21 protein-coding genes and 1 other RNA gene are annotated in these 20,413 nt (G+C 45.9%); 16 read left to right on the plus strand and 6 right to left on the minus strand.

Translation table 11 applies throughout. The annotated features are described in order from the left end of the window. Nucleotides 1–244: 244 nt before the first annotated feature. The 4 genes from cshA to MMB75_RS09790 all read left to right on the plus strand — a co-directional run bounded on the left by cshA (nt 245) and on the right by MMB75_RS09790 (nt 3,662). Entirely contained in the window at nt 245–1,822 is a 1,578-nt protein-coding gene (cshA, locus tag MMB75_RS09775; protein ID WP_013370492.1) for a degradosome RNA helicase CshA, read from the plus strand. Nucleotides 1,823–2,039: 217 nt separating this feature from the next. After that, nucleotides 2,040–2,801 (plus strand): YesL family protein, encoded by a 762-nt coding sequence (locus MMB75_RS09780; protein WP_016819729.1) that lies wholly within the window; start codon nt 2,040–2,042, stop codon nt 2,799–2,801. A 58-nt stretch (nt 2,802–2,859) separates the two neighbouring features. Beyond that, nucleotides 2,860–3,054, plus strand: a non-coding RNA gene (ssrS, locus tag MMB75_RS09785) — 6S RNA. Nucleotides 3,055–3,269: 215 nt separating this feature from the next. Further along, complete coding sequence (locus tag MMB75_RS09790; RefSeq protein WP_016819730.1) at nt 3,270–3,662, plus strand: DUF1499 domain-containing protein; 393 nt, start codon at nt 3,270–3,272, stop codon at nt 3,660–3,662. Nucleotides 3,663–3,755: 93 nt separating this feature from the next. On the opposite strand, the gene tpx is transcribed toward MMB75_RS09790, so the two are convergent. Then, the gene (tpx, locus tag MMB75_RS09795) at nt 3,756–4,274 is read right to left on the minus strand and encodes a thiol peroxidase (RefSeq protein WP_013370495.1); all 519 of its coding nucleotides are present in this window, start codon (nt 4,272–4,274) and stop codon (nt 3,756–3,758) included. 121 nt (nt 4,275–4,395) lie between these two features. Between tpx and MMB75_RS09800 the strand changes: the two genes are divergently transcribed. Together MMB75_RS09800 and gltC are read left to right on the plus strand one after the other, a co-directional pair. Then, nucleotides 4,396–5,019: a rhomboid family intramembrane serine protease gene (locus MMB75_RS09800; RefSeq protein WP_031463243.1), complete on the plus strand. Its 624-nt coding sequence runs from the start codon at nt 4,396–4,398 to the stop codon at nt 5,017–5,019. A 98-nt stretch (nt 5,020–5,117) separates the two neighbouring features. Then, nucleotides 5,118–6,047: a glutamate biosynthesis transcriptional regulator GltC gene (gene gltC, locus MMB75_RS09805; RefSeq protein ID WP_025364562.1), complete on the plus strand. Its 930-nt coding sequence runs from the start codon at nt 5,118–5,120 to the stop codon at nt 6,045–6,047. A gap of 97 nt (nt 6,048–6,144) precedes the next feature. Here gltC and MMB75_RS09810 read toward each other — a convergent pair whose 3' ends face one another. Then, nucleotides 6,145–6,816: a zinc metallopeptidase gene (locus tag MMB75_RS09810; protein ID WP_016819733.1), complete on the minus strand. Its 672-nt coding sequence runs from the start codon at nt 6,814–6,816 to the stop codon at nt 6,145–6,147. A gap of 42 nt (nt 6,817–6,858) precedes the next feature. Then, nucleotides 6,859–7,290, minus strand: a complete 432-nt coding sequence (locus MMB75_RS09815; protein WP_023988024.1) for a MerR family transcriptional regulator — start codon at nt 7,288–7,290, stop codon at nt 6,859–6,861. 293 nt (nt 7,291–7,583) lie between these two features. Between MMB75_RS09815 and MMB75_RS09820 the strand changes: the two genes are divergently transcribed. From MMB75_RS09820 to MMB75_RS09835, 4 genes are all read left to right on the plus strand, one after another. Continuing rightward, the gene (locus MMB75_RS09820) at nt 7,584–8,987 is read left to right on the plus strand and encodes an ammonium transporter (protein ID WP_016819736.1); all 1,404 of its coding nucleotides are present in this window, start codon (nt 7,584–7,586) and stop codon (nt 8,985–8,987) included. A gap of 48 nt (nt 8,988–9,035) precedes the next feature. After that, a complete protein-coding gene (locus MMB75_RS09825; RefSeq protein WP_017425836.1) occupies nt 9,036–10,118 on the plus strand; it encodes a DUF294 nucleotidyltransferase-like domain-containing protein in 1,083 nt (360 codons plus the stop codon). Continuing rightward, nucleotides 10,115–10,852 (plus strand): exonuclease domain-containing protein, encoded by a 738-nt coding sequence (locus MMB75_RS09830; RefSeq protein ID WP_031463245.1) that lies wholly within the window; start codon nt 10,115–10,117, stop codon nt 10,850–10,852. Before MMB75_RS09825 ends, MMB75_RS09830 begins: the two co-directional genes overlap by 4 nt. A 173-nt stretch (nt 10,853–11,025) precedes the next feature. After that, nucleotides 11,026–11,655: a TlpA family protein disulfide reductase gene (locus MMB75_RS09835; RefSeq protein ID WP_031463246.1), complete on the plus strand. Its 630-nt coding sequence runs from the start codon at nt 11,026–11,028 to the stop codon at nt 11,653–11,655. 56 nt (nt 11,656–11,711) lie between these two features. Here MMB75_RS09835 and cimA read toward each other — a convergent pair whose 3' ends face one another. Continuing rightward, nucleotides 11,712–13,328 carry a citramalate synthase gene (gene cimA / locus MMB75_RS09840; RefSeq protein WP_031463247.1) on the minus strand — a complete coding sequence of 539 codons (1,617 nt, stop codon included), beginning with the start codon at nt 13,326–13,328 and terminating at the stop codon, nt 11,712–11,714. 292 nt (nt 13,329–13,620) lie between these two features. Between cimA and MMB75_RS09845 the strand changes: the two genes are divergently transcribed. The 3 genes from MMB75_RS09845 (at nt 13,621) to MMB75_RS09855 (ending at nt 16,886) form a co-directional block, all read left to right on the plus strand. Beyond that, complete coding sequence (locus MMB75_RS09845) at nt 13,621–14,901, plus strand: DNA polymerase IV (RefSeq protein WP_031463248.1); 1,281 nt, start codon at nt 13,621–13,623, stop codon at nt 14,899–14,901. A gap of 160 nt (nt 14,902–15,061) precedes the next feature. Next, nucleotides 15,062–15,304, plus strand: coding sequence for a ferredoxin (locus MMB75_RS09850; RefSeq protein WP_013309730.1), 243 nt, complete (start codon nt 15,062–15,064; stop codon nt 15,302–15,304). 157 nt (nt 15,305–15,461) lie between these two features. Beyond that, nucleotides 15,462–16,886 carry a L,D-transpeptidase gene (locus MMB75_RS09855; protein ID WP_025364569.1) on the plus strand — a complete coding sequence of 475 codons (1,425 nt, stop codon included), beginning with the start codon at nt 15,462–15,464 and terminating at the stop codon, nt 16,884–16,886. A 27-nt stretch (nt 16,887–16,913) separates the two neighbouring features. On the opposite strand, the gene MMB75_RS09860 is transcribed toward MMB75_RS09855, so the two are convergent. Continuing rightward, the gene (locus tag MMB75_RS09860; RefSeq protein ID WP_016819743.1) at nt 16,914–17,060 is read right to left on the minus strand and encodes a hypothetical protein; all 147 of its coding nucleotides are present in this window, start codon (nt 17,058–17,060) and stop codon (nt 16,914–16,916) included. A gap of 217 nt (nt 17,061–17,277) precedes the next feature. Here MMB75_RS09860 and MMB75_RS09865 point away from each other — a divergent pair, with 217 nt between their 5' ends. The 3 genes from MMB75_RS09865 to MMB75_RS09875 are packed head-to-tail and all read left to right on the plus strand — an operon-like array spanning nt 17,278 to nt 19,789. After that, complete coding sequence (locus MMB75_RS09865; RefSeq protein ID WP_025364570.1) at nt 17,278–18,372, plus strand: quinone-dependent dihydroorotate dehydrogenase; 1,095 nt, start codon at nt 17,278–17,280, stop codon at nt 18,370–18,372. Between the two features lie 34 nt (nt 18,373–18,406). Beyond that, nucleotides 18,407–19,219, plus strand: coding sequence for a GTP diphosphokinase (gene yjbM / locus MMB75_RS09870; protein ID WP_016819745.1), 813 nt, complete (start codon nt 18,407–18,409; stop codon nt 19,217–19,219). Further along, nucleotides 19,220–19,789, plus strand: coding sequence for a DUF309 domain-containing protein (locus MMB75_RS09875; RefSeq protein ID WP_031463249.1), 570 nt, complete (start codon nt 19,220–19,222; stop codon nt 19,787–19,789). 85 nt (nt 19,790–19,874) lie between these two features. On the opposite strand, the gene MMB75_RS09880 is transcribed toward MMB75_RS09875, so the two are convergent. Continuing rightward, nucleotides 19,875–20,402, minus strand: coding sequence for a thioredoxin family protein (locus MMB75_RS09880; protein WP_016819747.1), 528 nt, complete (start codon nt 20,400–20,402; stop codon nt 19,875–19,877). Between the last annotated feature and the right edge of the window lie 11 nt (nt 20,403–20,413).

A 20,413-nucleotide genomic window follows, 5' to 3' on the forward strand; every position in this document is an offset into this window, starting at 1 on the left:
ATTCTTGAGTAGGGACCTATGTCCAGAGAAACACTTAAAATTTAAACTGTTTTAAAAAGGATAAATTCGTTTAAGATGTATCGGATAGGGTTCCCCGAATTCATTACAGAAAGATGCAGTTATAGAGTTAAATAAACTGTCACTGTATTGGGGAAAACTTATACAATAATATCGCTACTTAAGAATACAGACAACATTGTGGATTGTCCACCACATCCACCATTATGAAGGAGTTTGAATAAATTTGACGACATTTGCAGAATTTGATCTTGAACCGAAGGTAATTCAGGCGATTACGGAGCTGGGGTTTGAAGAAGCAACACCTATTCAATCCAAATCCATCCCGATTGCATTGCAAGGGAAAGACATGATTGGTCAAGCCCAAACAGGTACTGGTAAAACTGCTGCGTTTGGTATTCCGATGATCAATAAAATTTCTAAGAACGATGAAAAAATCAGAGCCCTGATTATGGCTCCAACACGTGAGCTTGCTATTCAAGTGGCTGAAGAAATCGAAAAACTCTCCCGCTTCAAAGGTCTTCGCACTTTGCCGATCTATGGTGGACAAGATATCGTACGCCAGATTCGCGCTTTGAAAAAGAAACCTCAAATTATTATCGGTACACCAGGACGTTTGCTTGATCATATTAATCGTAAAACCATTAAGCTAGAAGACGTAAACACCGTTGTTTTGGATGAAGCAGATGAAATGCTGGACATGGGCTTTATGGAAGATATTCAGTCCATTCTGAAGCAGGTTCCAGACGAGCGTCAAACGATGCTGTTCTCGGCTACAATGCCTCCTAACATTAAAAGATTGGCTGAGCAATTCCTTAAAGATCCTGAGCATGTATCCGTTATTCCTAAACAAGTTAGTGCTCCGCTGATTGATCAGGCCTATATTGAAGTTCCTGAGCGTCAAAAATTCGAAGCATTAAGCCGTTTGATCGACATGGAATCCCCAGAACTTGCTATCGTATTCGGTCGCACTAAGCGCCGGGTAGACGAGCTGGCTGAAGCTCTGCAAAAACGTGGTTATTCCGCAGACGGTTTGCATGGTGACTTGTCTCAAAACCAGCGTGATGCTGTTATGCGTAAATTCCGTGACGGGAGTATTGACGTACTCGTAGCGACTGACGTTGCTGCCCGTGGTTTGGACGTTTCTGGCGTAACTCACGTTGTGAACTTTGACCTTCCGCAAGATCCAGAGAGCTATGTTCACCGTATCGGACGTACTGGACGTGCAGGTAAAGAAGGGGAAGCTTGGTCATTCGTAACGCCTCGTGAAATTGACCATTTGCATTTCATTGAGCGTGTAACCCGTCACCGCATTCCACGTAAGCCTCTTCCAACGTTGGCAGAAGCTCTGGAAGGCAAACAACGTATCATCGCAGAACGCCTTCTAGAGGTTGTAGAAAAAGGCGAGCTGAACGAGTACAAAGGTTTGGCTATTCAAATGCTGGAGCAATATGATTCTGTACAACTTCTCTCCGCAGCTCTGAAGCTGATGACTGGTGAGAAGAGAGAGGCATCTATTGAACTGACTCCGGAAGATCCGATCCGTGCAAAACGTCGTAAACCAGACGTGCGTTCTGGCGGACGCAAGCCTTCCAACTATAGTGGACGCAGCAACGGTGGCTACAATTCCAACCGTGGCGGTAGCGGCAGTAAAGGTGGATACGGCGGTTACAACCGTGGCAAAGAAGGCGGTGGCTACAACCGTGATTCCGGAAGCCGCTATAGTGGAGATCGCAAACCACGCCCAAGCAGCAATGGCGAAACTCGCCGTCCTGCAAGACGTGAAGATTCCTCTTCTGAATAATAAGAAATAAATGATTAAAAAGTCGAAGCTAATGCTAGCTTCGGCTTTTTTTGATCGGTAAGTATGAATTTTATGGGATTTGCTTTAATGGACCACGTATGGATTTCACTAGCGCTTTAGGGATGAAATACGGTATGATATAGTCAAGAGCCGGAATTAACAGGCATAGCAACATAAGTCTTGGAACTGCCAAGGCTTGCGGAGGGAGAGACTAACATTGGAATTTAAAGGAGCTATGGGGGGGATTTACCGCCTAACCGAGTGGATTACCCGGCTGGCGGCTAGCAATTTGTTGTGGGTGTTATGTTCATCGCCATTTGTATTCTGCCTCATACTGAAATTACTGGTTATGAATCAGAATTTGGCGAATGAATCGTTACAAATGAACTGGGCGATGGCTATTTTGGCACCGCTTACTTTATTTCCAGCAACATCGGCTTTGTTCTCAGTGGTTCGCAAATGGGTGATGGGCGATACCGATACAGGCGTGTTTCGTACCTTCTTTAAAGGATATAAAGAGAACTATAAGCAGAGTCTGATTGGGGGTATCTTTTACACGTTACTGTTTGTCGTCATGTATGTGGATTACACTGTATATATGACACAGCTCAGCAACTTGCAAATCGTGGGCGTTATCATGCTGATCCTCATCATTATTTTGCTTGTGTCTATGTTTAACTTCTTTTCGATGGTAGCTCATTATCATATGTCTACCGGACAAATTATTAAAAATGCGGTTTTATTGACGCTGATTCGACCATTCCGTGTATTTTCCACCATGCTCGGCAGCGCCGTTGTTATATACATTGGAGTTAAATATCCCGTGCTTTTCTTATTCTTCATCGGCAGTGTAGTTGCCTGGTTCGCTTTTTTTAATTTTTACGGAACCTTCCTCAAAATGCAGGATCAAATGGAGAAAATGAAACAGAAAGACGAAGAAAAGGCAACCATTGAAGACAAGAAAAGTGATAACCTCTAAAAATAAAACATATTTCTCCTAGCATTTACTTTCTGAGTGAGAAGCGCTATAATAAGGTCACATCCTGCGATGCACGTTACGGTCATTTGTTGTTTTGAACCAATGACAATGTCTAGGGAGATCTATACGAATGAATAGCTGAAAAGCCCTGTCAATTGCTGACAAGGGGACTTCAAAAGTTTATTCTGCGGTCACCCACCTGCTAAAGCAGGTTCAGAAGACGCTATGGTCGGACGGCATCGGCGGGTACTCCATAATGTAATGAACACACTCTGGTACTGCTTATGCAGAAACAGGGTGTTTTTTGTATGCAACAATGTTAAACTAAGACATGAGGTACTAAGGTCGCATACCACAGGCATGATCGGACTCAATTTCGGTTGTTTATCGTGTTTTATAAAGCGCTTGCAGCAGAGGAAGCCGATGTGTCGTATGATAGGTAGCGATTATCGTGAAGGAGGAAATGTCTTGTCGTTGAAGAGGACTCTGGTAGGGATTGTGCGCAGCCAAGAAGGTACAAGCGACCGGGTCAAGGACCCCCAAATGAAGACACGCTATTATAACTTATCTAGAGACAAGGCTTGGGAAGAAGTATCATCTATCTTGAAAAAGATTCCTGGCTACAAGGTACTCCATGAGGTTGCATCCGTAGGTGAGATTACGTTGGAGAAGCGAACGGCGTTCGGCAGAACCGTCGACATTACCGTTTCTATTTTATCTGTCTCGCCAGTTCGAAGTGCGGTGGATATTTATTCTGCTTCACGTGGATCGTTAGGGGACTTGGGTGCGAATTACCGCATTATTTTGCAACTGTTCGCTATGATCGACAAGAAGCTGTCTGCTTATAAGGTCGTACAGTAGTAGCAGGTTGTGGGAGCAGTGATGTGGTAGACAAACATCAAAAAAAGCGAGGAAGGCAATCCTTCACTCGCTTTTTTAATATTCGGTCCTGATTTAGACGAGTTTTTTTACGGCTGCAATCGCTTGATCATAGTCAGGATGCTCGGCCATTTCGCTCAAGTATTCTACGTAAGCGATTTTGTCATTTTGGTCAATGACAAAAATAGCTCTATGGTCCAAATGGAATTCCTTAATGAATACACCATAAGCTTCACCAAAGGAATGATCTTTGTAGTCGGACAGTGTCAATACGCGATCAATACCAGCCGCACCGCACCAACGAGCTTGAGCGAAAGGCAAATCCACGCTGACCGTCAGTACCACAACTTGGTCCCCCAGGGAGTCTGCTTCCTGGTTGAAACGTCGCGTCTGTGCGTCACACACGCCTGTATCTAGAGAAGGGACAACGCTAATCAGTTTGACTTTGCCTGCAAAGTCTTGAAGCGTAGCTGCTTCCAATAAGTCTTTCTGTAATTTGAAATCAGGCGCCTGATCTCCAATTTTCAGTTCAGGACCTATGAGAGTCAAAGGATTGCCTTTAAAAGTAGCAACTCCTGTACGTTCTTGTGCCATATGTAATAGCCTCCTTTGGTTTTTGGCATTGGTTATCGTTGCCGAAATCTATTATAATCTTTTATAAAAGACATTGTCCAATTTGAATAAGGTGGAGACACCCCATGAAGGAAGGATTGCCTTGATTTTTTTACGTTATGAGAACTGGAAAAGTTATTTGCGGTTTTACCCGGTAACCTGTCTGATTTTGCTTATCAATATTGTGATGTTTATTGTACTGACCGTGCAAGGTGGATCGGAAAATAGTTTGACGCTGATCCGGTATGGGGCTTTGATTAATGAGGCGCCATTCACTGACCAGCTGTGGCGGTATGTGTCAGCTATGTTTTTACATGCAGGCTTTGATCATCTTCTGTTTAATTCCTTTGCAATACTTGTATTCGCTCCTCCGCTGGAGCGTTTGCTCGGGTCCTTACGATATGTGTTATTGTATCTAGTCACGGGCATTGTAGGGAATATAGTGTCCATTGCACATTACAACATGCTGGCGGAAACGACAGTCTCTGTAGGAGCCTCAGGAGCGATTTATGGCATCTATGGGGCGTTTCTGTACGTTGCCTTATTCCAACGTTCCTTGATGGATGATGCTTCGCGCAAAACGCTGTACACGCTGCTTGGGTTTGGTATTCTGTTTTCTTTTGCTGTAGCGAACATTAACTGGACCGCTCACTTTGGGGGATTGCTCAGTGGGTTTTTCTTTTATGGATTATTGATTAGATTAACTGGCCAGCGCAAACGTCACTAAAGACAGCTTTATCGTAAGTTATCAGGGTAAGAAAGAGTATGATGTTCGATGGACATCTTCTTTCGGATGTTGAAAAACAGATTGGAGCGAATATCGGAGTGGAATTACGACAGTTGCAATACTTCATGAAAGTAGCGCAAAAAGAACATGTCACTCAGGCAGCCGAGGAGCTACATGTGGCGCAATCTGCGGTAAGTCGGCAAATTCATCAGCTTGAAGAAGAGCTGGGAGTTAATCTTTTTATGCAAAAGGGTCGCAATCTGCAGCTTACGCCAGTGGGACAGCTATTTTGCAAACGGGTGGAAACGATCATGAAAGACCTGGAGCGGGCTGTTTTGGAAGTGCATGAGTTTTTAGACCCTGAGGGGGGCGAAATCCGTATCGGTTTTCCGCACAGTTTGGGGATTCATCTTATTCCTACAGTGGTGGCTGAATTCCGTAAGCGGTATCCCAATGTTAAATTCAGATTTAAACAAGGAATGTACCCGAGTTTAATTCGTGATGTGTTAGCGGGTGAGGTGGATTTGGCTTTTGTATCTCCTTTTCCAGATCGACATGACCATGTCGAGGGGGATGTGGTGTTAACCGAGGAGTTATTTGCAGTTCTCCCGCCTAATCATCCTTTGGCTTCAGCCGAACACATCACATTGAGCCAGCTTAAGGGAGAAAAATTCATCTTGTTCAGAGATGGATATTCGTTACGCCCGATTGTCTGGCAGGCCTGTCTGGAGGCTGGATTTACACCGGATATTGCTTTTGAAGGCGAAGAGACTGATACGATTCGCGGATTAGTAGCTGCAGGTATGGGGGTTAGTCTTCTGCCTGAAATGGCGCTGTTTCAGACTAACCCGTTGCAACCTGCAAGGGTGTCGATTGTTGATCCAGAGGTGACAAGAACGATTGGCTTGATTCATCGCAGAGATGACAAGCTTCCGTTAGTTGCTAAATCGTTCCGAACTTTTCTATTGCAATATTTTGGCCTTCATGGTAATGCTGCTACTTCGAACAAAACGGCAAAAGCAGATTGAGGCTACTAAGTATAGTTTATTGGCTTAAGATCAAGAAAAAAAGGTTGTTCCTCTACCGTCATTGGTGGAGGAACAACCTTTTTTGCAATACAAGTGATTAATCCCGGCTATTAAAGATGCCGATTAGGCGGATCAGTTCCAGCAAGGAAACGAGAGCTGCAGCCACATAGGTCAATGCAGCAGCATTTAAAACTTTAGCTATACCACGTTCTTCATCACTACGGATAAATCCTTCAGAAACCATGATTTCCCGTGCGCGATTAGAAGCATTAAACTCAACTGGCAATGTAATTAATTGAAAAGCAACAGTAGCCGAGAAGAAGATAATACCCAGACCGATCAGGTTCGTAAAGCTAAATAAGAAACCGGCAATCAGCAGAAATGGTGCAATCCCGGAAGCAAAGTTTACAATCGGAAAAATCCGGTGGCGAAGTGCCAGCATAGGATAATGCTCTTTATGTTGGATGGCATGACCAACTTCATGGCAAGCCACAGCAACCGCAGAAATGGATTTTTCGTAATAAACGGGCTCAGACAAGCGCACCACTCGTTGTATCGGATCATAATGGTCAGATAGCGCGCCAGGTACTGGCTCAATAGGCACATCGTGCAAGCCATTACGATCCAGCATGTGCCGAGCTGCATCATAACCAGTCAGTCCATTTTCGTTTGGAACATCAGACCATTTGTTAAACGTACCTTTTACACGAAATTGCGCCCATAAGGATAATCCGAACGCAAGAATAATCAATATATACATACCCATCATAAAGCAACCCTCCATTATTATTCATACTACTAGCTCGGGTATCTACATCATAGAACTATGCTCCAACAGATACTTCAAAGCCTCAATACAAGCAGCGCTTTGTGGCAAAAGACCGGTAAGCAGCTTGCGAGCTTGGACGGGCTTGAGCTGTCCGAGAAGAGGTTGTAGTTCATTGACTTCACGCTCTAGACGCTGCATGTGCATTTCTAGACTCGTTAGTTTGTCAGTAACGTGCTCTTCTCCTGCAACGGAGTTCCATTTAATCAGTGTCTGTCTGATTTCCTCGAGGCTATACTTCTCTTGTTTCATTTGGTTAATACGTTCAAGCCTGTTTAAGGTTTCATCATTATAAAGCCGATAATTTTTCAATGATCGTTCTTCAGGCGTGATCAAACCGAGTTTAGTGTAATAATCAATCGTTCGTTCGCTGACACCAGCCGCTTTGGCTAGTTCACCAATTCGATATAGCTTCATATCCCCATCTGTCTTCACCTCGCGCTCTTCGTTCAATCTTCAATAATAACATCTTAAACCGAGAGTTTATAAAGGATATTTTACATGATTCTCAACCATACAGTCAAACGTTATGCTTTTTATGAACACAAACGAGCTATTTATATAGTCAGAAAATATGACATGAAAGATTTAAAGGCTTATTTTTTTAACATAATAAAAAAAATCTTGTCAACTTTCATGTATTCTGCTTATAATGACAATAAGAATTTCACGAAATGTAAAGAAACCTAACATTCAAGGGAGTGGTCTTCATGAGAAAAAAGTGGTTAGTTGTATTATTGGCCATGCTGACGGTTCTGGCTTTTCCTGTAGGTGCGTTCGCTGCTGACGGGCCCACAAATATCCAACTTCAAGCTGGACTAAACACGGCCTTTACGTTCTTGGCATTTATACTTGTGTTTTTCATGCAAGCGGGATTTGCATTGCTGGAGGCAGGCTCGACACGAATGAAGAACGCGGGTCATGTCGCTGGTAAAACGATTCTCACGACGGGTGTTGCGGCTTTGTCCTTCTGGGCTCTCGGATTTGGCTTCGGCTTCGGCAATGATGGTGGTAACGGATTTATGGGGCTGACGGGTTTCTTCATGAGCGGGACAGATGCTGCTGCATCGTTTGATACTCTTTCAGGTTTGGATGTTCCAATTACGATTATGTTTTTGTTTCACTTTGCTTTTGCTGCGGTATCTCTTTCGATCGCATGCGGGGGGATGGCAGAGCGTGCAAAATTAAGTGTATACATTATTTTCGGTATTTTGTTCTCCATCGTGATCTATCCAGTTGTAGCTCACTGGGTATGGGGCGGTGGCTGGCTTGGCAAGTTGGGAATGCAGGATTACGCTGGTTCAACAGTAGTCCATTTGACAGGTGCTACGGCGGCACTCGTCGCTACGCTGCTGCTCAAACCGCGTCTGGGCAAGTTTAATAAAGATGGCAAGCCGAACATTATCCCTGGTCATAATCAGGTGTACTCGATCCTGGGTGTTATTATTCTCTGGTTTGGCTGGTTTGGATTTAACCCAGGTAGTGCTGTTTCTGCGATGAATGACGGATTCTTTGGATATGTAGCCCTGACTACAAATATTGCTGCGGCGGCAGGCGGAGTTTTCGCATTGCTCGTATCTTGGATGGTATACGGAAAAGCAGATATTCCGGCTATGCTAAATGGTGTGCTGGCAGCCTTGGTTGCCATTACGGGTTCTTGTGCCTTTGTGGCACCTTGGGCGGCATTGGTCATTGGCGCAGTTGCAGGGATCGTCACATTCTTCACAGCGCAATGGTTTGAGCGTGCGAGAGTAGATGACCCGGTATATGCTTTCTCCGTACACGGTGTTGCAGGGATGTGGGGCGCGGTATCCACAGGGTTGTTCGCTACTCCTGAGCTTGTAAAAATAACAGGTGTAGGTCAAGCGGGCCTGTTCTATGGTGGTGGTTTTACGCAATTAGGAGTACAGTTGCTTGGACTGATTGGCACTTTGGCATTCGTATTCGTCATTTCCTTCATTATTCTGGGTGCGATGAAAGCAATTATGGGGATTCGCGTTACGGAAGAGGAAGAAACGATGGGACTTGATATCAGTGAACACGGTACGTACGGCTATCCAGAGCAAATGAAGTTAGTTACCGAAGCTGAAAAGCGTTCTGGAATTGTCAGCTAATATGTAAAATATAAAGAGCCAGTATGGATGAGCGGAGGAGATGGAAGTATGGAACTGCAAAATATGGCCCCTTGGGTGAGTTCCGCCGAAGCGATTGATCATGCAGACACACCTGAGTCCTTAAGGCAGGCCAGGATCGATTCTCAGAAATGGCTGCTGGCTTCCCAAGCCTCCGCTCCGTTATCAGACTGGTTACGAACGGCGAATGAAATGCATGACCGCATCGCGGCCAGAGCTGTACAAATGTGCGAAAAAGGGATGGTTGAGGATGGCTTTGGGCCTCCTCCCGTCCCTTACGCATTTATAGCCTTCGGAAGCATGGGGCGCTCGGAATCGACGCTGTGGAGTGACCAGGATAACGGTATGATTATCAGTGACCTTGTGTCTGCTGACAAAGAATTGTATTTCAGCGAGTTTGGTCGCAGAGTGTCTGCGATGCTAGAGTATTTGGGATATCCCAAATGCGAGGGGAAAGTGATGTGTTCAGAGCCATTGTGGCGCCATACATTGTCTGGATGGCAAGAACAGCTATCCAAATGGTCGGAAGATTTTGCTTGGGAGCCGATTCGTTATCTTATTATCTCGTCTGATATGAGACATATCGCAGGCGATCAGCAATTGTCTGCAGAATGGAAGCGAAGTTTTTATAAGTTGTTCCGAAAACATCCCGATTTACCTTCAGCCGTACTTAGGAACACGGTAAGGCATAAAGCGACACTTAATATTTTAGGTCAGATCGTTACCGAGCGATTCGGTGAGCATGCAGGTGATTTTGATGTGAAATATGGGTTATACATTCCGTTGGTGAACGCCGTCCGTTTTTTGGCATTGCAACATGGTGTAGAGGAAACTTCTACCTTGAAAAGGCTCAGGCGTCTCGCATCACTTGAAGCGGCACCGTTGCCTTTACTTGATGCTTGCGAGCGAGCTTTTCGGAACGCACTTCAGCTTCGAATGGCTACTCCGGTAAAGGAGAAGGGTGGATTGCTTCTCAGTAATGGCTATTTGGCCGTCAAGCCGCTGAAGCAAGGGAAAGGCTGGCATGAGCTGCGCGAGGCTCTTTCGACAGTACGACGGCTGCATCGTGCGTTGCAAAGGCAGCTGCGATTTATGGAAGGGAGAAGGTCATGAAGGAACCAGCGCAGGGAGGTGGCTTCTGGAGTGCTCTCCGCAGAGGAGGGGTACCGTCGGCAATCGCATCTGTAATGGGGGCTCCTACGGCTCAGCAGATGGCGTTTATTCGGTCCTTAACACGGGAACAACGGCGTTCTGAAGTATTGCGTACCCCGCTGGAGCGTTTGGAGACGGTAGTTTTTGATCTGGAGACAACGGGATTTTCGGCACAGCATGGAGATGAGATTTTATCGTTCGGAGCGATTCGGGTAGTCGGGGATGTGATTATGGAAAAAGAGCAGTTTTATACGCTTGTTAATCCGCGGACTGAGATTCCTAAACACATCACTGAGCTAACTGGGATTACCCGGGAAATGACGGATGAAGCTCCGCCGCTTATGAATGGACTGCATGACTTTATGTCCTTTGTAGGTGGACGGGTGCTTGTAGCGCATGCTAGCGCTCATGATAAGGCCTTTTTAAATGCTGCGCTATGGAAAACATCTAAAGTTCAGTTAACTCACCGTGTACTAGACACAATGATGCTCGCCAAATGGCTGGAGCCACAGCAACACCAAACCTATAGTTTGGATGAATTGTTGGCCTATCAATCCATTCCGATTGAAGGGCGGCATCATGCGTTAGAGGATGCGAAGATGACCGCTAAGCTATGGGTGGCGTATGTTCAGGAAATGCTGAAGCGTAATGTGACCAATTTGGCAGATATCTACGCGCATTTAAGCCATGCCTGATCAGTACAAGGCATAACATCTGACCTCACATAATAACAGCAAGTTCGCGATTTTCGTGGGTTTGCTGTTTTTTTGTGTCCTGTTCAGATTTTAGAAGGTTAGAGGTGGGAGCAGTATGGGCATCCTATGGGGAAGGATAAAGGTCATTTAGATGAAAGATAGGTGATAAGACTTTGAAAAGATTTCTTTTCATCAGAGCAATAATGGTATTGGTTATGGTCGGGGCTTCATGGGGAATTATTGCAAACACAGTCAATGCAGCAAGCCTTCCCGTGAGAAATGCACGGTTGGAAGAAAAATACAAGGGTGAAAAAGAGCTTGAAATTGAGAAGAATGTAGGGACTGAATCAGATGCGGCAGAGGTAATGAAAAGAATCAAACTTGGACAACAGCTTCCTTCTATGATTTTAAAGGGATTAAACGGCAAGTCCTACGATGTAGGGGCTCCGCGAAATAAAGCGATGATCATTAGCTTTTGGGCTTCGTGGTGCGATCCGTGCCGATTAGAAGCGCCTATGCTGAATGAATTGTATAGTAAATACAAACATGCTGTAGATGTGTATGGCATCAATGTAACCCGTTATGATCGATTAGAGGATGTGCAGAAGTTTTCCCGTTCTTTGGCCCTCCGATTCCCCATTTTACTGGATGAACAAGGAGCATTTTTTGAACAATTTGGAGGAGCGGCTTTCCCAACTCATGTTACGATTGACCATCATGGACATGTACGAGAAATCATAATCGGCATGCTCAGTGAACGGGAATTGGAGGGTAAAATAGAAGCTCTTCAAAAAATAAAGTGACTTTAGGGGCCGATTAGACCGCCAAAGTCACTTTATTAGCTCATGCTTGTACTTGATTAGTGGTTAACTAAACCGTGATGAGTAAGCTCTGTTTGTTCATTTTTTGGAGTTGGTGCTTCCAGCAATGCGTAACGGAAGCTGTCCAAGAGAGCTTCCCAGCTCGCTTCAATAACATTTTCAGATACACCTACGTTACTCCAGACGTCCTCGTAATTTTTGGACTCAATGAGCACGCGTACCTTGGCGGCAGTGGCGTCTTTTTCGTCAAGCACACGCACCTTATAGTCAGCCAAATGCATGTCCCGCAAGGCTGGGAAATATTGAGAAAGAGCCTTGCGGAGTGCGTTATCAAGTGCATTGACAGGACCATTCCCTTCAGCTGCGGTATAGACACTTGTCCCTGCAACATTCAACTTTAAGAAGGCCTCGGAGACGACCGATCGGCCCGCTGTTTTTTCCACTAGCACTTTAAAGGATTCAAATGAGAACATTTCCTTTACTTCACCGCCAGCTTCACGAATAAGCAATTCCAGCGAAGCATCTGCGCCTTCAAACTGATATCCCTGATGCTCAAGTTCTTTGATGCGACTAATGACGCCACGTGCCTCATCACTGGACGGATCGAGGGTGATGCCCAGTTCCTGCGCCTTGGATACAACGTTGCTTTGTCCGGCCAATTCGGAGACCAAGACCCGCTGCTTGTTCCCCACCAGTTCGGGAGCGATGTGCTCATAGGTTCGTGAGTCGCGCAGAATAGCTGACACGTGAATGCCTCCCTTATGGGCAAAAGCAGCATTGCCAACATAAGGCTGGTTTACAGGCAGATTAACGTTGGCGACTTCGCTCACAAAGCGAGCTGTATTGTGGAGTTGTTTTAGCTTCTCGGGATCTAGACAGTCGTAGCCCAGTTTGAGCTGCAAGTTCGGAATGACGGAGCAGAGGTTGGCGTTACCACATCGTTCACCGTAGCCGTTGATGGTGCCTTGGACCTGCCTTGCACCTGCTTGAATTGCACTTAGTGTGTTGGCTACTGCCAATTCGCAGTCATTGTGTGTATGAATGCCCAACTGTGACTTCGTTACCTGGCTTTGCAGTGTAGTAACAATTTCCTGTATTTCATGTGGCAGGGTACCGCCGTTGGTATCACACATCACGAGCCAATCCGCGCCTGCTTCCTCAGCTTTTTTCATAACGGCGAGTGCATACTCGGGGTTGTTTTTATATCCGTCAAAAAAATGCTCGGCATCAAAAATAACCTCCATGCCCCCTTGCTTTAAAAAGGCGATGGAGTCGTAAATCATAGACAGATTTTCCTCCAATGTTGTCTGTAAAGCAGTGTGTACATGAAAATCCCATGATTTACCGACTAGAGTAGCGGCCTGAGCGCCGGATTCCAGAATCCGTTGCAGATTGACATCTTGCGCTGCGATGCTATCTTTGCGGCGCGTGCTGCCGAAGGCGACAATTTTTGCCTGAAGCCCCAGCTCTTGTACCCGTTTGAAAAATTCGATATCCTTGCTGTTGCTCCCGGGAATCCCGCCTTCAATATAGTGAACACCGAGATCATCGAGTTTTTTGGCGATTTTCAATTTGTCATCAGCAGACAAGCTAATTCCTTCTCCTTGAGTGCCGTCTCGCAGCGTTGTGTCAAAGATAGAAATAGCGGTGGACATGAGGGACTCCTCCTTCGCGGATTGCTCAGATTGGTGATGCTCTGCTTTTTTAAGTACATTAATTTAGTTGTTTAACGCTTAAAAACAGGAAAGCGTTAGTTTGTCGTGTTCGTATGATAGTCGATTATAACAACTAATGACTTCAAATGTAATATATAATTATCTTTTTTGAACACAAAACCTATATTTTTTATGTAAAATAGGAATAGCATTCAAGGGTAACCCAAGTATAAAATCAAAGGACATATTCCTGATCTAACGAGTGAATTACAGTTAAAAAGAAGGGTTGAGCATGAAAGATGTCAGTGCTTATTATCCGGTTGGTGGACGAGTTATTCTGCATGTGGATATGAACGCATTTTATTGTTCCGTTCATGCAGCGGAGGAGCCGGAAAAATATAAAGGATTGCCTACCGCAGTGGCAGGCAGCAGTGAGCTGCGCAAAGGTGTAATTGTGACCTGCTCTTATGAGGCACGACGATTGGGCATTTCAACAGGGATGGTTGTTCAGCAGGCTCGCCGGATTTGTCCGCAACTCATCGTAATACAGCCTGATTTTCATTTATACCGTCGTTATTCCAAAGCATTTATGAGTATTGCTTACTCGTATACGCCTATGCTGGAAGCAACTTCAATTGATGAATGTTATCTAGATATTTCCGGTTCCAAGCAGTTTGGAACACCTTTGGATATTGCCGAGGAAATCCAGCGTAGAGTAGAAGAAGAGCTAGGCTTGCCTTGTTCAATTGGGGTAGCGCCCAACAAACTACTGGCCAAAATGGCCTCTGATCTGAAAAAGCCACGCGGGATATCTGTTCTACGTTTGCGTGATGTACCCAACATTTTGTGGAACCTTCCATGTGGGCAGTTGTTTGGTGTGGGCCGAAAAACGGCAGACAAGCTTCTACAAATGAACATTCGTACCATTGGGCAACTGGCTAAGGCAGATGAACACATGCTGGTTAGCATATTTGGTGTAACGGGTTCTTGGTTAAAATTGGCGGCAAACGGAATTAATCATTCTCCAGTCAGCGCTGAGCGGGAGCCAAACAAATCCATCGGGCACACCACCACCTTGCCTATGGATGTAGTAAAGCTCGAAGAAGCCCAAAGGATACTGCTTAACATTAGTGATCAGGTAGCCCGGCGGCTTCGACGGCACGGTATGCTGGCAGGAGGTATTCAACTGACGATTCGGACCCCAGATATGAAGACCTTTACGCGTTCTCAAGTCAGGAGTACGCCTACGGAAAGTGCAGAAGACATATATAAGGAAGCTTGTGCATTGTATCGTCGCCATTGGGGAGAGGATAAGCCGGTGCGTTTGTTGGGGATTACGCTGCAACAGCTCATTCCTAAGGAGGAAGCGGCTGTTCAATTAGATCTATTTGAATACCAGGACCAGCCTAAAAAAGAAAGTTTACTGAGAACGATGGATGCGCTGCGCGATAAGTTTGGTGAAAATGCGATTTTGACTGCGGGGATGCTGGGAGATGATCCTTCGGTACTTCTTCGCAATTCCAAGTTGCGCGGAACTTCGCTGCAAAAAGACAATCTACCCACTCCAGAGTGAACTTCGGGGAGGGTTATTGTTGTATCAGTAACACACGCTATAAGCGTTTTTTGCATGAAGGATAAAGGAAAATAATTTGTAATAATATTGGGTTTGTATTAATATGTGAATAGAATGCAAAAGCTGGTTTGTTCGATTGTATAGGAGGAAGAGAAAAGTTATGGCTAAATACACTTGGGTAGAAAAAGATACATGCATTGCTTGCGGAGCCTGCGGCGCTACAGCACCAGACATCTATGATTATGATGATGAAGGTTTGGCTGAAGTGATCTTTGAAGGGGATGCAAACCAAGGCATCAAGGCGATCTCGGAAGACCTGTTTGATGATATGCAGGATGCTTGTGACGGTTGCCCTACAGATTCCATCAAAGTTGCAGACGAACCTTTTAATAAAGAAGGTTAAGTGTAAGTTTTTTGGACAGGCATAGCACCGCCAGTACCCTTCGCCGTATAACGGTGAAAGTATGCTGGCGGTGCTGTTTTTTTTATGTGCTGTCCATCAGACCTATTGTGACCGATATACATAATAGTAAGCAAGATTACACGATCAGGAGGATCCGATGGACCATTCGCCTCATCTTAAATCGTATGTAAAAAAGCACCCTGATAATAAAATGGCCTGGTATTTACTCGGTAAAGAGTATGAAAGCAGCGGCCAGGAGGGCAAAGCAAATTATTGCTTCAATCGTGCAGGGGAAGTGTTCGAAGCCTTTGAGCATAAACAGATTCCGGCAGACGTATGGATGGAATATCAGGATAAACTGGTTCAGATGTCCAAGGAGAAGGAGCGGAGAACCGCTCGAACACGCCACCTTCTAACTGCGTTAATGGTACTTCTGCTCATCTGGGTCCCTTCAGCCAATTCACCGAGCACTTTACCTGAGAGCGCATCCGTTCCATCCGGAACTGAGGACGCAGCGATTGATCATGCCGAAGTTGCAAAAGTGGCTACTGCAGATCCAAAGGAGAGGGCGCAGAACGGTGAGACTTATGTTGGTGGTGTGTTTACGGCTCAAGCCAGGCAAGGAAGTGGGGCTGGAACAGCGCTTACGGATATGTTGGCAAAGACGAGTCAAATGCCGTCCAAGACCACGGTGCTGGGCATGGAGCAGAGCGGGGCGTGGCTGATCTGGAGAGAAGGCATGAAGCCGTTACTTAGTGTACAGAACAAGGGAAACGGCGGATTAGCTGTTCAGTCTTACGACGCCGCTGCATGTGCTTGCAAGCCGTCAGATAGTGAAACTCTCCGCAAATCAGGTCTAAAATGGGCTGCCGGACAGGAAGAACTGGCTGTGCTGAATAGTGCCATGCGTGCATTTCGCTCGCAGCATCAACGTCTTCCCCAGAGTCTTGAGGAACTGACCCGAGATTTTCCCGATAACACGATGTACGGTACGACTGACGGGATGAAGAAGGCTTTTACACCTATGCGCAATTTACTTGCTTCTCCAGGACAGGGAACAGGGAAAGATCAGAACACTGGCGCAGCGGCTGAGAAAAGTCTATTGCTGGCATCGTCATTGCACGGGCGTCCTTTTCTGGGGCAACCGCTACGAATTGTGATAGACAAATCCAAGCACAGGCTAGCATTGGTGAGCGGCAATATACTTATTCGCAATTATCCCATCGGTTTGGGCGGAGAAAGAACACCGGAAGGGAAATTTGTGATTACCGATAAAGTCGTAAATCCGAACGGCAAATCCAACGGTGAGTTTGGTAGCCGTGGTATGCAACTGTCTGCAACGAATTATGCTATCCATGGTACGAACGAGCCAGACAGTATCGGCAAAAATGAGTCACTGGGTTGTGTCCGCATGGGGAAGGAAGACGTGGAGGAATTGTTTGCATTCGTACCTTCAGGTACGGAGGTGGTCATTGGTAACGGGGGACTGCCTGATCAAGTGCTTGTACCTGGTTCCCGATTTACGAGTGAGCCGCAGCACGACCAGACGAATCCCCGCAAAACCTATCACTGGCTAAATTAACGTTGTGGTGCCGCTGCTACTTGTTGATTAACGATTTCCTGCTTGTGCTAAAACAATGACCAGAACAATCACAATGATGAGTAGAACAAAGCTGATGGCGGTCCATACGATCGCTTTCTTGTTCACCTCATCCTTTTTCTTTTGCAGACTGGGCGGTTTACGCTTGGTCTTCATATCAGCATCCCTCTTTTCTTGCGGGCTAAGATCCTGTCTTACTATGTCCATTGTAAATGGTTTGATTATACATTTTCAATGACATCTCCATGACAACTGAATTGTTCTGATGTTGGACCTCGCAAATTACTTTCTTTTTGGTATGGAAAAAGCTAAACTATTTTGTAGAGATGTTTTTTTAGGATTGTGCAAGGGCATAGAACGGAGTGGATGAATCGTGTTGTATCGAAGGATCGCGAAACCTGTTTTTTTCAAAATGAGTCCAGAGAGGGCCCATCATGTAGTCATTGACGGCTTAAAACATGCTGGCTCACTTCCTGGTGGTGCGGCGACGTTGCGAGGGATGTATGGAGTCAAGGAAACGGAAGATCTTGCCGTTGACCTGTTTGGCATTCATTTTCCCAACCCGATTGGACTGGCTGCGGGACTGGATAAAAATGCTGAAGCGGTTGCCGGTTTTTCTTCCATCGGTTTTGGTTTTATGGAAGTAGGCACGGTGACACCTGTCGGACAGCCCGGCAATGATCAGCCCCGTTTGTTTCGACTGCCTCCCGATGAGGCATTAGTCAATCGGATGGGCTTTAACAATCTGGGTGCTGAGAGCATGGCCCAACGTTTGGCTACCCTTAAACATCGACCTGTACCGGTTGCTGTTAATATCGGCAAAAATAAAGTCACGCCAAATGAGGATGCTCATAAGGACTATGAGAAGTGTATTTCCGCACTGTATCCGTATGCGGACTTCTTTGTAGTGAACATTAGTTCACCCAATACTCCGGATTTACGAAAACTCCAGCATGGCAGTGAACTGAAGTCATTACTGGAAGCGGTTCGGGCAGAGATGGGAGTTCAGGCGACAAAGTATGGTAAAGCCAAGTCTGTACTGGTCAAAATTGCGCCGGATGTATCGGACGAGGAATTGGAATATATGACAGATGCGATTGCAGCTAGCGGAGTGGACGGCATTATTGCAACGAACACGACGATATCCAGAACTGGTCTGACGCATCGGAATGCAAGTGAAACCGGAGGATTGAGTGGTAAGCCGCTACGTGACCGTTCCACAGAGGTCATTGGACGGGTGTACCGCCAGACGGAAGGGAAGCTGCCTATTATTGGATCAGGCGGTATTTTTACCAGTCGTGATGCCTATGACAAAATTAAAGCAGGCGCTAGCCTGATTGAAATTTATACAGCATTGATCTATGAGGGGCCGGAAGTAAACCGGGCTATACATGCCGGTCTGCGTGAGCTGCTTCGAAAGGACGGCTTTAGACATATTACCGAGGCTGTTGGTGCAGCTCACAGATAAAAAAGTGTTGTCGGAAGAGACAGGAGGTACGGGGATGGACGGAAGAGACTGGGGAACATTTTTGCTGCCATACGATCAGGCGGTGGAAGAGCTTAAGGTCAAGTTCAAAACAATGCGTGCGGAGCTGAAAAAGCGCGAGGAATACGCTCCTATCGAATTCGTAACTGGACGGGTTAAAAAAATATCCAGCATCCTCGATAAGGCGAAGAGATTACAGGTTCCACCTGATCAGCTGGAGACGGGGATCGAGGATATCGCCGGCATTCGCATTATGTGTCAATTCGTAGAGGATATCCGGCGGGTAGCCGAATATATTCGAAGACGTAAGGATTTGACGGTATTGTATGAAAAGGACTACATCACCAATTATAAAGATAGCGGCTATCGCAGCTTTCATATGATTGTGGAGTACCCGGTTCAGACAGCAGTGGGGTTAAAGATTGTGCTGGCAGAAATTCAGATCCGTACGTTGGCTATGAATTTTTGGGCAACCATAGAGCATTCTCTTAGCTATAAGTATCGTGAGAGCTTGCCGGATGATATGCGGGCCCGGTTGAAAAAGGCGGCGGAGGCAGCCTTTGTGTTGGATAATGAAATGTCTTCCATCCGTCTTGAAATATTGGAAGCGCAGAAGAAGTTTGAGGATGAAGCCAATATCGTATCCAAAGTCCTAACAGGCATGCACCGTCTTTATTTCTACCATAAAATTAGTGAAACGATTGAGGCGCAGCGCAGATTTAATGAACTGTGGGAGCGGCACGACATGGAAGGAATCAAGCAGCTGCATGATGAGGTCAAGGAGATGCTGGAAGCTTCAACTAAGGAAGAAGACAGGGATGAGTTTTAAATGGTGAACCCTTCCTATGAACCGTTGTACGTGACTTATTTGGTATACTTCAATCGGGATCGGGATTACTTTGAATGTCATGAGGTACTGGAAGAGCTGTGGCTTAAGCTGGACCGAGACCCTGTATATAAAGGTTTGCTGCAAGTTGCTGTAGGACTGTATCATTTTCGCAATGGTAACTATCGTGGTGGATACATGATGCTGGACAGTGCGGTACACAGGTTGGAACATGCTTCTTCGCAGGCGCTGGGTATTAATATGGCGAAGCTGGTAGACGAGGCGCGCGCTTGCGCCCGGCAGCTTGCTGAAGCTGTTATGGAAGGTTCGGAAGAGCTTCATCGTCAACCGCCGATTTATCGGGACTTGACGATTGAAATCATCGAACCTGGGCTGCGTCGGGCCGTGGAGAAGGCAGCGTTGTCCGTTCCGGTCAACGTCCCTCAGCAGAGAGGTCCTCGGCGTGGCGAAAAGCATGAGCAGCGTCAGCAGGCGCTGGAAGCTTCGATTAGGCGAAGACAGGCTGCTGGCAGCTTACGCTCAGCTACGGTGGAAACGAAGGATGCGCCTTGATGTTGTAGCGCATAATAAACGAGCAGCCCGATCCGTTTTATAGGGATCGGGCTGCTTTATCATTGTCAGACGTGAGGAGATTTGTCTAAGAGGTCACGTTCTTTTTATATTTCTCAAAGAAGGCTTTGAAATCGTCGAGTGTGTATCCGTTGTCTGAAGGACTTTCCTTCAACCCACCTACCATACGTTCCTTTTCCACGCCTTTTTCGTAATAAACAAGCGTGGGAGTATACTCAATCTTGTACTTGTCCCAGCCAGCCTCATACTCACGCAGGTTAAATTCGTGCATCGTGATATTCTCCTGCTTGCTCAAAGGCATGAGCTTGGGAGTAGTGGCACGGCAGTGAACACAGTCGGAAGCGAAATGATAGACGAAAAAGCTTTCCTTTTTGTCAATTTTACTTTGTAAATCTTCTGGCTTAATAATTTGCTGATAGTTCGGATCATTTAGCAGTTCCTGGGTAGCAGGATTTAACGAGGCTGTGGACACGCCGTACAGCTTGTTTTTAGTGCCCGAGTTTAAAGCGAGCAGCACTCCAAGCAAAATGACAAGCACAACAAAAAAGCCAATGACAGGGATAAGCTTTTTTTTGTTGGATTTTTGTGCGTTCAATGGAATCTCTC

Origin of the sequence: Paenibacillus sp. P2(2022) (assembly GCF_029522175.1) — a bacterium.
GTDB classification, from domain to species: Bacteria; Bacillota; Bacilli; order Paenibacillales; family Paenibacillaceae; genus Paenibacillus; species Paenibacillus polymyxa.